The 12,916-nt window shown below is 63.4% G+C and carries 13 protein-coding genes; 10 read left to right on the plus strand and 3 right to left on the minus strand.

The window, feature by feature from the left end; all coding sequences use genetic code 11:
• Positions 1-24 precede the first annotated feature (24 nt).
• The 6 genes from ACFQ6H_RS19080 to nagB are packed head-to-tail and all read left to right on the plus strand — an operon-like array spanning position 25 to position 5,235.
• Complete coding sequence (locus tag ACFQ6H_RS19080; protein WP_378647910.1) at positions 25-954, plus strand: dihydrodipicolinate synthase family protein; 930 nt, start codon at positions 25-27, stop codon at positions 952-954.
• A gap of 1 nt (position 955) precedes the next feature.
• A complete protein-coding gene (locus tag ACFQ6H_RS19085) occupies positions 956-1,885 on the plus strand; it encodes an ROK family protein (RefSeq protein WP_378647912.1) in 930 nt (309 codons plus the stop codon).
• On the plus strand, positions 1,882-2,589 hold the full coding sequence (locus ACFQ6H_RS19090) for an N-acetylmannosamine-6-phosphate 2-epimerase (protein ID WP_378647914.1): 708 nt from the start codon (positions 1,882-1,884) through the stop codon (positions 2,587-2,589). The genes ACFQ6H_RS19085 and ACFQ6H_RS19090 overlap by 4 nt, the downstream gene beginning before the upstream one ends.
• A gap of 5 nt (positions 2,590-2,594) precedes the next feature.
• A complete protein-coding gene (locus ACFQ6H_RS19095; protein WP_378547784.1) occupies positions 2,595-3,278 on the plus strand; it encodes an SGNH/GDSL hydrolase family protein in 684 nt (227 codons plus the stop codon).
• The gene (locus tag ACFQ6H_RS19100) at positions 3,275-4,444 is read left to right on the plus strand and encodes an N-acetylglucosamine-6-phosphate deacetylase (RefSeq protein ID WP_378647916.1); all 1,170 of its coding nucleotides are present in this window, start codon (positions 3,275-3,277) and stop codon (positions 4,442-4,444) included. The genes ACFQ6H_RS19095 and ACFQ6H_RS19100 overlap by 4 nt, the downstream gene beginning before the upstream one ends.
• Positions 4,445-4,455: 11 nt before the next feature.
• Positions 4,456-5,235 carry a glucosamine-6-phosphate deaminase gene (nagB, locus tag ACFQ6H_RS19105; RefSeq protein WP_378535238.1) on the plus strand — a complete coding sequence of 260 codons (780 nt, stop codon included), beginning with the start codon at positions 4,456-4,458 and terminating at the stop codon, positions 5,233-5,235.
• 9 nt (positions 5,236-5,244) lie between these two features.
• Here nagB and ACFQ6H_RS19110 read toward each other — a convergent pair whose 3' ends face one another.
• From ACFQ6H_RS19110 to ACFQ6H_RS19120, 3 genes are all read right to left on the minus strand, one after another.
• Positions 5,245-6,876: a long-chain-fatty-acid--CoA ligase gene (locus ACFQ6H_RS19110; RefSeq protein ID WP_378647918.1), complete on the minus strand. Its 1,632-nt coding sequence runs from the start codon at positions 6,874-6,876 to the stop codon at positions 5,245-5,247.
• Positions 6,877-6,937: 61 nt separating this feature from the next.
• Positions 6,938-8,059, minus strand: coding sequence for an acyl-CoA dehydrogenase family protein (locus ACFQ6H_RS19115; protein WP_378448969.1), 1,122 nt, complete (start codon positions 8,057-8,059; stop codon positions 6,938-6,940).
• Positions 8,060-8,071: 12 nt separating this feature from the next.
• Positions 8,072-9,253: an acyl-CoA dehydrogenase family protein gene (locus tag ACFQ6H_RS19120; RefSeq protein WP_003945878.1), complete on the minus strand. Its 1,182-nt coding sequence runs from the start codon at positions 9,251-9,253 to the stop codon at positions 8,072-8,074.
• 265 nt (positions 9,254-9,518) lie between these two features.
• On the opposite strand from ACFQ6H_RS19120, the gene ACFQ6H_RS19125 reads away from it, so the two are divergent.
• The 4 genes from ACFQ6H_RS19125 (at position 9,519) to ACFQ6H_RS19140 (ending at position 12,907) form a co-directional block, all read left to right on the plus strand.
• Positions 9,519-9,710, plus strand: coding sequence for a ferredoxin (locus ACFQ6H_RS19125; protein ID WP_007734330.1), 192 nt, complete (start codon positions 9,519-9,521; stop codon positions 9,708-9,710).
• Positions 9,711-9,819: 109 nt separating this feature from the next.
• Positions 9,820-10,737: a 3-oxoacyl-ACP reductase gene (locus ACFQ6H_RS19130; protein ID WP_378647920.1), complete on the plus strand. Its 918-nt coding sequence runs from the start codon at positions 9,820-9,822 to the stop codon at positions 10,735-10,737.
• Positions 10,738-11,226: 489 nt separating this feature from the next.
• Positions 11,227-11,991 (plus strand): ABC transporter permease, encoded by a 765-nt coding sequence (locus tag ACFQ6H_RS19135; RefSeq protein ID WP_003945687.1) that lies wholly within the window; start codon positions 11,227-11,229, stop codon positions 11,989-11,991.
• 64 nt (positions 11,992-12,055) lie between these two features.
• On the plus strand, positions 12,056-12,907 hold the full coding sequence (locus tag ACFQ6H_RS19140) for an ABC transporter permease (protein WP_283307006.1): 852 nt from the start codon (positions 12,056-12,058) through the stop codon (positions 12,905-12,907).
• The last annotated feature ends 9 nt before the right edge of the window (positions 12,908-12,916 follow it).

The raw sequence follows: 12,916 nt of genomic DNA on the forward strand, positions 1-12,916 counted from the left end.
CGACAACCAACATATGGAGACCCCATGAGCACGGAAACCACTACCTTCAGCGGAATCGTCCCGCCGATCGTCACACCCCTGACGCTCGAGGGCGAGGTCGACACCAAGTCCCTCGAACGTCTGCTCTCACTGCAGATCGAGGCCGGAGTCGACGGCTTGTTCGTCCTCGGTTCCTCGGGCGAGGTCGGTTACCTCACCGACGCTCAGCGTGCCCAGGTGGTGCAGACGGCGATCGGGCATGTCGGCGGCCAGGTACCGGTCCTCGTCGGAGTGAACGACATGACCACCAACCGGGTCATCGCCGTTGCAGAGCAGGCGCGTGAAGCGGGCGCGGATGCCATCGTCGCGACGGCGCCCTTCTACGCGATCACCGACGCAGCCGAGACAGCAACACATTTCCGCTCCATCCATGCCGCAGTGGATCTTCCGCTGTTCGCCTACGACGTTCCGGTTCGCGTCCACAGCAAGCTCAACCCGGCCATGCTGGTCGAGCTCGGCCGCGAGGGAGTCATCGCCGGCGTGAAGGACTCGAGCGGCGACGACGTCAGTTTCCGTATGTTGCTTCGTCAGTCGGCCGGGCTCGAGAACTTCGCCGTCTTCACCGGGCACGAGGTAGTCGTCGACGGATGCCTGCTGATGGGTGCCTCGGGCGCAGTGCCCGGCCTGGCCAACGTGGACCCACACGGCTACGTGCGACTGTGGCGCGCTGCGCAGGCAGGAGACTGGGCCGCGGCGAAGGCCGAACAGGATCGACTCACCGATCTGTTCTCCATCGTCGAGGCGACGACGCCGGGTCGCGTCAGCGCCGGTGCCGCGGGTCTGGGCGCGTTCAAGACGGCTCTGGCCCTGCGCGGCGTCATCACCGGCAATACGATGTGCGCCCCGATGCTCTCGCTCGACGAGTCCGAGACCGCAACGATCAAGGTCGTTCTGGAACAGGCCGGGCTCCTCTGACATGACATCTGGGCAGAAGCGATGGATCGGTATCGACATCGGCGGCACCAAAGTGGCTGCTGCGGTGGTGACGTCCGACGGAGACGTGATCGACACCGTTCGTGCGGCAACACCGACGGCGGGTAGGGAAGCCGTTCTCGGGACCGCTACCGCGTTGATCGACCGTCTGAGGGCGAATCACACGGTAGCCGGAATCGGAGTCGGTGCACCGGGAATCATCGATCGGGTGCGTGGCCGCGTCGTCTTCGCCTCCGACATTCTGTCCGGATGGAGTGGCGCCGAGGTTCGCGGAGAACTCGAGGCACACTCAGGCCTACCGGTGACGGTGGACAACGACGTGCGCGCGATGGCACACGGCGAGAACATGATCGGCGCCGGTCGCGGTCGAACCTCTGCACTGTTCGTCTCGATCGGTACCGGAATCGGTGGCGCGTTGACCGTGGGCGGGCAGCTGTACCACGGTGCCCACGGAACAGCCGGAGAGCTTGCGCATCTGCTGGTTCCGGTCTCCGGGGCGATAGGTTGCGGTTGCGGCAGAACCGATCACCTCGAGGCAGTCGCGTCCGGCCCGGCGATGGCAGCCGAGTACGCAGCGCGGGCGGGTGTGCCCACTCAACCGTTACAGGCAGTGGTGGCGCTCATGCATTCGGGCGATCCGATCGCCCGTGCCGTGGTCTCCGACGCCGGTACTCTGCTGGGTCGCGTTCTGGCCGGGGTCGCCACCGCATTCGATCCCGAGGTGATCGTCGTCGGCGGCGGCGCAGCTCAGATCGGAGCCGACTTCTTGTCGCCTCTGACGTCCGCTTTCCGGGTGGAAGCGATGGGTCCCATAGCCGAAACCGCCATTCTTCCTGCACGTTTGGGGACCGATGCGCCGCTCGTCGGAGCTGCGCTCCTGGCCGCCGCAACACGAATCGAGGTAACACCGTGACTGTCGAAGAGTTGCTCACGATCATCAGCGGAAAGCTGATCGTGTCCTGTCAGGCCGGACACGGCCATGCCTTGCGTGACACCGGGACCATCGAGAGGATGGCCCGCGCCGCGGTCGACGGCGGAGCAGTGGCGATCCGCTGCGGCGGTGTGGGTGGAACCCCGGATGTAGCCGCAGTCGTGTCGGCAGTGAAAGTGCCGGTGATCGGTTTGACGAAGATCGGCACGGAAGGTGTATTCATCACGCCGACAAGGGAATCAGCTCTCGAAGTCGTGGACTCGGGTGCGCAGATCGTGGCTGCCGATGCCACACTGCGGCCACGTCCGGACGGGCTGACGTTTGCCGACACCGTCGCCGCGGTCCATGATCGCGGCGGCCTCGTCATGGCCGACTGTGGAACACTCGAGGACGGCATCGCTGCCGCCGCGGCGGGCGCCGACATCATCTCCAGCACACTGGCTGGATACACGGAGAACAGCAGACGGCTGGCAGGTCCGGACCTGGAGCTGATCTCCGAACTGCGGCAGTCACTTCCAGATGCGATCCTCATCGCCGAAGGGCGCTACCACAGCCCGGAGGATGCGGCACGCGCCATCGCCCTGGGTGCCGACTCGGTGGTTGTCGGAACTGCAATCACGGATCCGGCGTTCATCACGTCGAAGTTCGCAGCGGCAGTATCGGGCGCTGAAAGGCAGAGGGGATGACCCCGATGTCGAAGGCTCTGAAGTCCACGACTGCTGAACGGATTCGACTCGAGGCTTTGCTCGGCGACTCCTCGACGCCGATCCGATGGGTCTTCACCGGCGACAGCATCACTCAGGGATTGACGCACACCGACGGCCACCGAAGCTACGTCGAACACTGCGCCGAGCGCATCCGCGGTGAACTCTCCTTGTTCAACCACATCCTGGTCAACACCGGAGTCAGCGGCAACCGATCCTCCGATGTGCGTGCGGGTTTCGCGCACCGCATCGAAGTGTTCGAACCCTCGGTAGTGTTGATCATGCTCGGAACGAATGACGCCTTGGACGGAGAAGAAGGACTGGATCGGTTTCGAGACGATCTCTCGGACACGATCTTCCGGACGCGAGCGATCGGTGCGGTGCCGATTCTGCAGACGCCGCCACCGATCGACGTCGAGAACGCTCCCACCCGAGCGGGGTTGGTTCGGTACGTCGAGGTCGCGCGGCAAGTAGCAGTCTCGACGCGCGTGGTGTTCGTCGACCACTACGCACAGTGGTCGGCCCATTCTCCCGAGGGTCCACCACCGGCACTCCTGGCCGACGCGTTCCATCCGAACGAGCACGGGCACTACGTGCTTGCGGACGCAGTGCTTCGCGAGTTGTCGATCGCGGATACCGAGGTCCCCGTGGTACCGCAGGTGATGTCGTGATTCTTCGTGGACAGTTGGTGACCGGTGGTCGACTTCTTTCGGACGGAGTCGTCGAGATCTCCGGTGATCGTGTGGTGTGGGCCGGACCAGCTTCACAGCGAACCGACCCGATACCCGAGCGAGCAGCGCCGGGAACAACGATCATCCCGGGACTCGTGGACGTTCACTGCCACGGCGCCGGCGGTTTCGGTTTCCCCGAGGCGGACGAGGTCGGATCAACCGTGGCCGCCGATCATCATCGGACGAACGGCACAACCTCGGTGATCGGCTCTCTCGTCTCCGCGCCGCCGCAGATTCTGCGCAGTCGCATCGAACTCCTGGCGACACTGGTGGACAAGGGCACGTTGGCCGGGATTCACCTGGAAGGTCCGTTCCTCTCGGTACTGCGCTGCGGCGCCCAGGATCCCGACAGCATCCTCGATGGCGACCCTGCCTTGCTGGAGTCGCTGCTCGAAGCCGGCCGCGGGCACATCCGCTCGATGACGATCGCTCCCGAGACAGCACACTTCGACGAACTTGCCTCGTTGCTGGAGCGTCACGGGGCCGTCGTGAGTATCGGACACACGGATGCGTCCAACCCGATCGCGACACGTTCGATCGCGCACTCGGCGCATGCACCGCTCAGTGCCACTCACCTGTTCAACGGTATGGCTCCGATGCATCATCGCGCTCCCGGCGCCGTGGCGGCATGTGTTGCCGCGGCCGCGAAAGGACAGATGGTGGTCGAGTTGGTCGGGGACGGAGTACATCTGGCCGACGAGACGGTGGCGACGGTGTTCGACCTGGTCGGTCCGCATCAGATCGCGTTGGTCTCCGACGCGATGGCTGCGGCGGGAATGCCCGACGGACGCTACCCACTCGGACCCCTCGACGTCGACGTTGTCGGTGGCGTGGCGCGGCTGGCCGGCCAGGGTGAGACGGCCATCGCCGGCGGGACGAGTCGGTTGATGGACATAGTCCGCCGGGCGGTCAATCACGCAGGCGTCGATCTGCTTTCGGCTGTCATCGCAGCGACATCAACGCCTGCTTCGCTGGTGGGGCTGGCCGGAATTGTCGGCGATCTCGTGCCGGGTTGCCGCGCCGATCTGATCGTCACCGGTCCCGAACTCGAAACCCGCGCCGTCATGGCCGCTGGAACCTGGCTCACGAACTACACCGAAAGCTGAGGAATCAACCGATGGAAATTGTCATTGTCGACAGTGCAGAGGCGGCCGGCACTGTTGTTGCCGACATCTTCGAGCACGCGGTGCATTCAGGCGCAAGGACTTTGGGCCTGGCGACAGGATCGTCACCGCTCTCGGTGTACCGCGAACTCGCGCGTCGACACCGCGACGACGGTTTGAGTTTTGCCGCCTTGCAGGCGTTCCTCTTGGACGAATACGTCGGCCTGCCGGAAGGCCACCCGGAGTCGTATGCCCAGGTGATCCGCACCGAGCTGGTGAATCACCTGGACCTGGACGCGGCAAGAGTATTCAGCCCGGACGGCACTGCGGCGGATCCGTTTGCCGCCGCGGCAGCTTACGACCGTGCGATTGCGTCGAATGGTCCGGTAGACGTTCAACTTCTCGGTATCGGCGGCAACGGTCACATCGGTTTCAACGAACCGACGTCCTCGCTGAATTCGAGGACCCGGGTCAAGACGCTGACCGAACAGACTCGAACCGACAACGCCCGGTTCTTCGACAGCCCGGGCGACGTCCCACGGCACGTGATCACCCAGGGTCTCGGAACTATCTGCGAAGCAAGGCATCTGGTGATGATCGCGACCGGCGAGCACAAGGCTGCTGCGATGGCCGCTGCCGTCGAGGGGCCTCTGGCCGCAGTGTGCCCGGCATCGGTCCTCCAACTGCATCCACACGCGACGGTGGTAATCGACGAGGCAGCGGCATCACAGCTTCGGCTCACCGAGTTCTACAAAACGGTGTCGGCGCACAAACCGCTTGCTCAGCACTACTGACCGATCGGGCTAGACCGACTCTCGCGTCTTCTCGAGGCCGAGTGCCAGTTCGGGAGTGAGCAATTGGAAGTCGGCTTCACCGCGCCGGCGGATCCACACCGGATCGGAGGTGTTCCAGCGTTCGGCGCTCTGCGTTCGGGTGACCACCTTGAACGTTGCCGTCCGCGGAAACTCACTGCAGACGCGGATCAAGGTCGGCTTCTGCTTCGGCCCGAGTTCCGGCCGGGAATCGATGTATTCGGCCACGGCGACCGGGTCGAAATTGTCGACGTCGCCGACCGGAATCACCGACGCCATGACGCGGTCGCCGACGTCGCTGTCGGGGACCGCGTACACGGAAACCTGCGCGAAGCCCGGGTAACCGACCAGGGAGCGTTCGATGGGTGCGGCGCCGATGTTCTCGCCGTCCACTCGTAGCCAACCGGAACTGCGCCCCGCGAAGTAGACGTAGCCGTCGACATCCGTGTACGCCAGATCGCCACTCCAGTACTGGCCGTTGCGCATTCGCTCGGCGTCGGCTTCCGGGTTCTTGTAGTACCCGGCGAACGTGCCTGGACCGGTGACATTGACCAGTTCACCGGTTGCCTCGTCGGCGTTGGTGATCCGGCCGTCGGCGTCGAAGACTGCAGGCGGGCAGGGTGCGCCGGTCTCGGGATCAAGAATCTTGACCCCGTCCGGGAGCAGTCCGAGGGCGCCGGTCCGCGGAACCGGTGCGGCGGAGATCGAAATGCCGCCCTCGGTGGAACCGAATCCGTCGATGACGCGGGCGTCGAAACGTCGGACGAAGGTGGCGACGGCGGGAGCCGAACCCTCGTTGCCGTACATGATCTTCAAGGTGTTGTCCCGCTCGTTCGGCACCTCGGGGGTGGACGCGATGAAGGACAACGGCTTTCCGACGTAGTTGGAGTACGTGATCCCGTACTTGTGGACGTCGGGCAGAAAACCTGAAGCGGAGAACCTGCGTCGCATGGCAATTCCCGCACGAGCGTGCAGCGCGACCGTCCACGCCGCCATCATGGCGTTGGAATGGAACATGGGCATCGCCATGTAGACGACGTCGTCGGCGCCGAGGCCGAAGCGATCGGCAAGCATGACCCCAGGCGAGGCCAACTTGTGGTGCGTGCAGCGAACCGCTTTGGGATCACCGCTGGTTCCGGAGGTGAAGATGAGCATCAACAGATCGTCGGGCTGCGCCGTCGACGCGTAGGCCGGCGTATCGGCGAAGGGTGCCAACAACTCCGTCCAGGCCGGAGAATCCACGTTGATCACCCGGACGCCACCGAGATCGACGTCGTCGAGAAGGTGTGCCTGGTTGTTCTCGGTGAAGATCACCTGGCAGTCGGAGAGCGCAATGTCCCGCGCCAGTGCCGGTCCGCGCCTGGTCGTGTTCAGTCCGGCTGCAACCGAACCCGAGAACGATGCCGCGCCGAGCAGTAGTGAGAACTCCGGGACGTTCTCCATCAGAAGACCGAAGTGCCTGGGTCGCGTTCGATCGAGCAGCGTGTCCAGCAGCGCTGCTCGATCGAACGAGCGTTGAACGTGCTCGCGCCAGGAGATGACCTGGTCCTCGAAACGGATGCCGCGGTCGTCGATCTCGCTGACTCCGAGGAGTAGATCGGAAACAGTGGGGCTCTGACTCATAGCTGCATCATCATCGATTCGTCTCGGACCGGGTCATGGATTTCCACTCGGTGGGACTCGTTCAGGCAGGGACTGCGGCGAGTTCCCTGCCCAGTGCCCGTAGCTGATCGGTGGCGCTGCCGAGCAGGAACTCGTGATGCTTGGCAGCGAGGAAGTAGCGGTGAACCGGGTGGTCCTCGTCCAGACCCACACCGCCGTGAACGTGAACCGCAGTGTGCCCGACGCGGTGTCCCGCATCCGCGGCCCAGAACTTGGCCGTCTGTACAGCGCCGTCGGACGGAAGTCCTTCGCTCAGTCGCCACGCGGCAGCCCACAGCGTCAGACGAACGCCCTTGACGTCGATGTACCCGTCGGCGAGGCGCTGGGCGACAGCCTGGAAACTACCGATCGGACGACCGAACTGCACACGCTCGGTGGCGTATTCGGCGGTCAGCTTCAGCGCTTGATCGAGCACCCCGTACTGGTAGGCGCTCGAACCGAGCTGGATTCGTTCGACGATCCATGCTGCGATGTCGGATCCCTGGGCAACCGAGCCGAGAACACGATCGGCCGGGATCTGCACCGAATCGAATTCGACGAGACCCGCACTCGAGAAATCGGTGGTCGACTGCCTGGTGACGCTCACGCCTGCGTCCGACGGCTCGACGAGGAAGACCGCGACACCGTCCTCGGTGATCGCGGGGACCAGGAAAAGATCTGCGAGCGGGGCACTGTCGACGGTGATCTTGGCACCGTCGATCCGCCAACCGTCGGCCGTCTTCTCCGCACGCGTGATCGGGTGGGCCGGGTCGTCGTTGTATTCCTCGGCGAGGGCCGCGGTGAGTATCTTCTCGCCGGCGGCGGCAGCGCTCGCCCATTCGTCTCGCTGCTTGTCCGAGCCGAATTCAGCTATCGCTGCGGCGGATCCGACGATGGACGTCAGGAACGGAACGGCTGCGACGCCGCGTCCGAGTTCGGCGAGGATGCTGCACTGCTCGAGGACACCGAATCCGTCTCCGCCGACCGACTCCGGCAGCGCCGCGCCGAGAACGCCGGCCGAGGCCAGAGCGTTCCACAAGATGGCGTCGAAACGGTCTTCGGCGGCGTCGAGTTCACGAAGGCGGTCGTTGGTCACCAGTTCGGTGACGACGGATCGTGTCAGTCCGGACAGGTCCTGCTGGGCCTCGGTAAGGGTGAATTCCATGATCGTGGGTCCTTATCGCTTCGATGCGGGAAGCCGCAGAGCTGTCATTCCGATGATGTCGCGTTGCACTTCGTTGGTACCGCCGCCGAACGTCAGGATCAGCGAAGAACGATGCATACGTTCGATGCGGCCGCGCAGAAGAGCGCCGGGGGAGTTCTGCCTGATCGTGGCGGAGGATCCGAGGATCTCCATCAGCAAGCGGTAAGCCTCGGTGGCGAATTCGGTACCGAACACCTTGTTGGCCGACGCCGCCTCCGGACCGGGAGCGTGGTCGGTTGCGGAGGCAATTTCCCAGTTCATCAGCTTCAGGTACTCGGCCTTGGCATGTACACGCGCCAGATTGATTTGCACCCATTCCTGGTCGATCATGCGTCGGCCGTCGGGCAGTTTGGTGTTCTGTGCCCACTCGCGGACCTCACGCTGCGCGGTGAGAATCGGTCCCGCCGAGGTGAGCGCAACGCGCTCGTGGTTGAGCTGATTGGTGATCAGTGCCCAGCCGCCGTGTTCCTGACCGACTATCGACGACGCCGGGACGCGTACGTCCTGGTAGTAGGTGGCGCTGGTGTCGGGACCGGCCATGGTGTGCACCGGGGTGTAGGAGAAGCCTTCTGCCGTGGTGGGGACGATCAGCATGCTGATTCCCTTGTGCTTCTTGGCTTCCGGATCGGTTCGGCACGCCAACCACACGTAGTCGGCGTACTGGATCAGGCTGGTCCACATCTTCTGCCCGTTGATGACGTAGTCGTCACCGTCGCGGACGGCCGACGTGCGCAGCGACGCCAGGTCGGTACCGGCCTCGGGCTCGGAGTACCCGATCGCGAAGTGCAGCTCACCGCGGGAGATCTTGGGCAGGAAGAAGGCCTTCTGCTCGTCCGTACCGAAATGCATGATTGTGGGTGCTACGGAGTTGATCGTCAGGAACGGCACGGGCGCCCCGGCGATGGCAGCTTCGTCGGTGAAGATCAGCTGGTCCATCGCGGAGCGTTCCTGTCCGCCGTACTCTTTCGGCCAACCCAGGGTGAGCCAGCCGTCCTGGCCCATCTGCGCGACGACTTCGCGGTACACATTGCCTTCGCCGTACTCACCCGTCGTGGCGGCGAGTGCTTCACGCCGCTCGGGAGTCATCAGTTGTGCGAAGTAGGCACGCAACTCCTCCTGGAGCTGTTGCTGCTCAGGGGTGTAGGTGATGTGCATGGTTACCTCTCCATAGAGATACGAATCAAAGCGCCAACCATTCGATTGACACAGGTTCTATCGATGCGTACATCGGCGACAAGGGGCGCCTTCGCTGTGTCCAGCGGATCGTTCGACGTCCGTTCTCGGTACTTTTTCGAATCATTGCACACGACTGAAACAGGTTCTAGTGTTATCGCCAGGAACGGTGTGCGGCACAGCCCTGCGGCACTCGTTTCGTATCCGTGTTCGTGCCAGTAGTTGTGAATAGAGAAGAGGAATCGCCATGGAGGTCAGGGTTGATCTGGACCGTTGCGAGGCAAACGGTGTGTGCGTCGGGATCGCCCCCGATATTTTCGACCTCGACGACAACGAGGAGCTCGTGATCAGTTCCGTACGTCCGCCGGAGGATCGTTGGGAGGATGTCCGTTCCGCGATCGCTCAATGCCCGCGTGCGGCGCTGACCGAACATCCGTGACGATGGTTGCCCAAAACAAGAACACGTTCTAAAGTTGCGAACTCGTGGGTCACGGCAATCGAGCCGGGTAACTCGACACACGACCGCAGAGAACCGGGAGAGCGCTTCGATGAATGCTGTGAACAGCCCAGAAACCAGTCTCGAAGGCAAGGTCGCCATCGTGACCGGTGCCGGATCGGGGCTCGGAAAGTTCGAGGCCATCGGTCTGGCGAAGGCCGGTGCGTCGTTGGTCGTCAACGACCTGGCACCGAACGAGGCCGTCGAAGCAACGCTCGAGGAGATCCGCGGCCTCGGCGCCAAGGTCGAATTCGTGGCAGGCAACGTCGGTGAGCGTTCTACTGCGGATGCACTGATGGAAGCAGCGCAGGGGCAGTTCGGCAGCGTCGACATCGTCGTCAACAATGCCGGCGTCGTGCGTGACCGGATGCTGTTCAACATGTCCGACGAAGACTGGGATCTGGTACTCGAGGTTCACCTTCGAGGCCATTTCCTCTTGTGCCGCAACGCCGCTGCCTACTGGCGGGCGAAATCCAAGGAAGCCGGTGCGCCGGTGTACGGGCGCATCGTCAACACCTCTTCGGAGGCGGGCCTCCTCGGACCGGAAGGGCAGCCCAACTACGGCGCTGCAAAAGCCGGAATCACGGCGCTGACGTTGTCGGCCGCACGTGGGCTCTCGCGCTACGGCGTTCGTGCCAACGCGATCTGCCCGCGGGCGAGGACGTCGATGACCGAAGGCGTGTTCGGTGACGCACCGACCGACGGTATCGATCCGCTCTCACCCGAGCACGTGGCGTCGCTCGTTTCGTACCTGGCGTCACCGGCGGCCGACGCCGTCAACGGCCAGGTATTCGTGGTGTACGGCCCGATGGTTGCGCTGATGGCTGCGCCCGTCGTCGAGCAGAGGTTCGACGCAGACGGAGATTCCTGGTCTCCGGAAGCGCTGTCCGCGGCGATGGGTGACTACTTCGCAGACCGTGACCCGGCAAAGATGTTCTCGGCGTCAGCGGCCCTGCGGGCGCTGGGCTGATCAGCGCCCGCGACACGTAGAGCCGTTGTTCGCACATAAACGGCTCTACGTGTCCAGTTCTTGGTAGAAATAGCGTGTTCACGAGTCGGTGGGCGCGGCGCTCTGCCTGCGTTCTGCAATGAGACCAACGGTCTCGAAAAAACTGGACTGTGTTCCAATTTTGCATTCCCGTGAGCGGTGCGATATCGCATCGACCCGACGGCCGGGGCAAGTATCGAAAGCCGAATTTCGGCCCAGGAACCGAGAAGTGCGGATCAGTCAAAAGTATTAATTTCCAGGATATTTCGGCGACAATCCCACCAAAAAGGGATGCTTTCCTCGTTCTGAATCTTCGGGTTTCGGTTCGGCGCCGCGAGGCTACTTCTTAGAGTTGGACACTTGTTTTTGACAGGTGAACACGTTCTAGTTAATATGACCTGAGTCACAAGCTGTCGGGGGCTGGACTATGAGAACAGACAGTACTGCGGCAACCAAGGACGAGGAGGGCGAATGGTAGACCTCGTCGAGGTGCCATTACGAGCGGTCGGTGGCTTTTTTCAGATGTCCGCCCAAACCTTGCGGGCAGTCTTCTCCCGCCCCTTCCAACGTCAAGAGTTCATCGATCAGGCCTGGTTCGTGGCCCGAGTCTCGATGGTGCCGACGGTGCTGGTCGCAATCCCGTTCACGGTGCTGGTCAGCTTCACCATCAACATTCTCTTGCGTGAGATCGGTGCAGCCGACCTCAGTGGTGCCGGAGCCGCGCTCGGTACCGTCACGCAGGTCGGACCCATCGTCACCGTGCTGATCGTCGCCGGCGCCGGAGCGACCGCCATCTGCGCGGACCTCTCGGCCCGAACCATTCGCGAAGAGATCGACGCCATGAAGGTGCTCGGTATCAATCCGATCCACCGGTTGGTCGTTCCCCGGGTGCTCGCGTCGACAGGAGTGGCACTTCTCCTCAACGGACTTGTCTGCACCATCGGCATCCTCGGCGGTTTCGTCTTCTCCGTGTTCATCCAGGACGTTAACCCCGGCGCCTTCGTCAACGGCATCACGCTGCTCACCGGATTCGGTGAGCTCATGCTCTCCATGGTCAAAGCCGGACTGTTCGGCATGATCGCCGGCCTGGTTGCGGCCTACCTCGGACTCAACGTCAAGGGTGGCGCCAAGAGCGTCGGGGACGCGGTCAACCAGACCGTCGTGTTCGCATTCATGGCGCTCTTCGTCGTCAACGTGCTCATCACGACCATCGGTATCAAGTTGACGGCCGGATGAGGCACACGGCAGTCGGAGAGACCGAAGTGGACAGAACGACAAACGACGGACGGGAGGAGATCTGATGGCGTTGGCCGCAGCGGGACGCTTCCCGCGCACACGTCGACAGATCGGATCGATCTCTCGCGGTATCGACAGCATCGGTGATCAAGCGCTGTTCTTCGCGAAGGCTCTCGGTCACGCTCCCAAAGCGCTGATGCGCTATCCGCGTGAAACTCTGCGACTGATCGCCGAGATCAGCATGGGTACGGGCGCGCTCGCCGTCATCGGTGGCACCGTCGTGATCGTCGGCTTCCTGACACTTTTCACCGGTGGAACCATCGCCGTTCAGGGCTACAGCTCCCTGGGCAACATCGGTGTGGAAGCACTGACGGGCTTCTTCGCCGCCTTCATCAACGTTCGCATCGCGGCGCCGGTCATCGCCGGAATCGGCCTCGCCGCGACCATCGGCGCCGGTTCCACCGCGCAGCTCGGTGCAATGCGCGTCTCGGAAGAGATCGACGCCCTGGAGACGATGGCGATCCCGTCGATTCCGTATCTGGTCAGCACCCGCGTCATGGCCGGCATGATCGCGATCATCCCGCTGTACTCACTGGCGGTGATCGCGTCGTTCGTCGCCAGCCGCTTTGCGACGGTGTTCCTCTACAACCAGTCCGGCGGTGTGTACGACCACTACTTCACGACCTTCCTGATACCCACGGACATACTGTGGTCGTTCGCCCAGGCGATAGTCATGGCGCTGGCCGTCATGCTCATCCACACCTACTACGGCTTCAACGCAACCGGTGGCCCGGTGGGCGTCGGCGTCGCGGTGGGTAACGCAGTGCGCGCCTCGTTGATCGCGGTCGTCACGGTCACCCTGCTCATCTCACTCGCCATCTACGGCGGGTCCGGCAACTTCAACCTGTCGGGATAGGCGGGCAAG

It is taken from the genome of Rhodococcus sp. NPDC056506 (assembly GCF_042794945.1).
Lineage (GTDB): Bacteria > Actinomycetota > Actinomycetes > Mycobacteriales > Mycobacteriaceae > Rhodococcus_F.

Bases quoted from the DNA above. Each gene is read 5' to 3' on its own strand.
- ACFQ6H_RS19080 (WP_378647910.1), top strand. From the start codon at position 25: ATGAGCACGGAAACCACTACCTTCAGCGGAATCGTCCCGCCGATCGTC.
- ACFQ6H_RS19085 (WP_378647912.1), top strand. From the start codon at position 956: ATGACATCTGGGCAGAAGCGATGGATCGGTATCGACATCGGCGGCACC.
- ACFQ6H_RS19095 (WP_378547784.1), top strand. From the start codon at position 2,595: ATGTCGAAGGCTCTGAAGTCCACGACTGCTGAACGGATTCGACTCGAG.
- nagB (WP_378535238.1), top strand. From the start codon at position 4,456: ATGGAAATTGTCATTGTCGACAGTGCAGAGGCGGCCGGCACTGTTGTT.
- ACFQ6H_RS19110 (WP_378647918.1), bottom strand. From the start codon at position 6,876: ATGAGTCAGAGCCCCACTGTTTCCGATCTACTCCTCGGAGTCAGCGAG.
- ACFQ6H_RS19115 (WP_378448969.1), bottom strand. From the start codon at position 8,059: ATGGAATTCACCCTTACCGAGGCCCAGCAGGACCTGTCCGGACTGACA.
- ACFQ6H_RS19120 (WP_003945878.1), bottom strand. From the start codon at position 9,253: ATGCACATCACCTACACCCCTGAGCAGCAACAGCTCCAGGAGGAGTTG.
- ACFQ6H_RS19125 (WP_007734330.1), top strand. From the start codon at position 9,519: ATGGAGGTCAGGGTTGATCTGGACCGTTGCGAGGCAAACGGTGTGTGC.
- ACFQ6H_RS19130 (WP_378647920.1), top strand. From the start codon at position 9,820: ATGAATGCTGTGAACAGCCCAGAAACCAGTCTCGAAGGCAAGGTCGCC.
- ACFQ6H_RS19135 (WP_003945687.1), top strand. From the start codon at position 11,227: ATGGTAGACCTCGTCGAGGTGCCATTACGAGCGGTCGGTGGCTTTTTT.
- ACFQ6H_RS19140 (WP_283307006.1), top strand. From the start codon at position 12,056: ATGGCGTTGGCCGCAGCGGGACGCTTCCCGCGCACACGTCGACAGATC.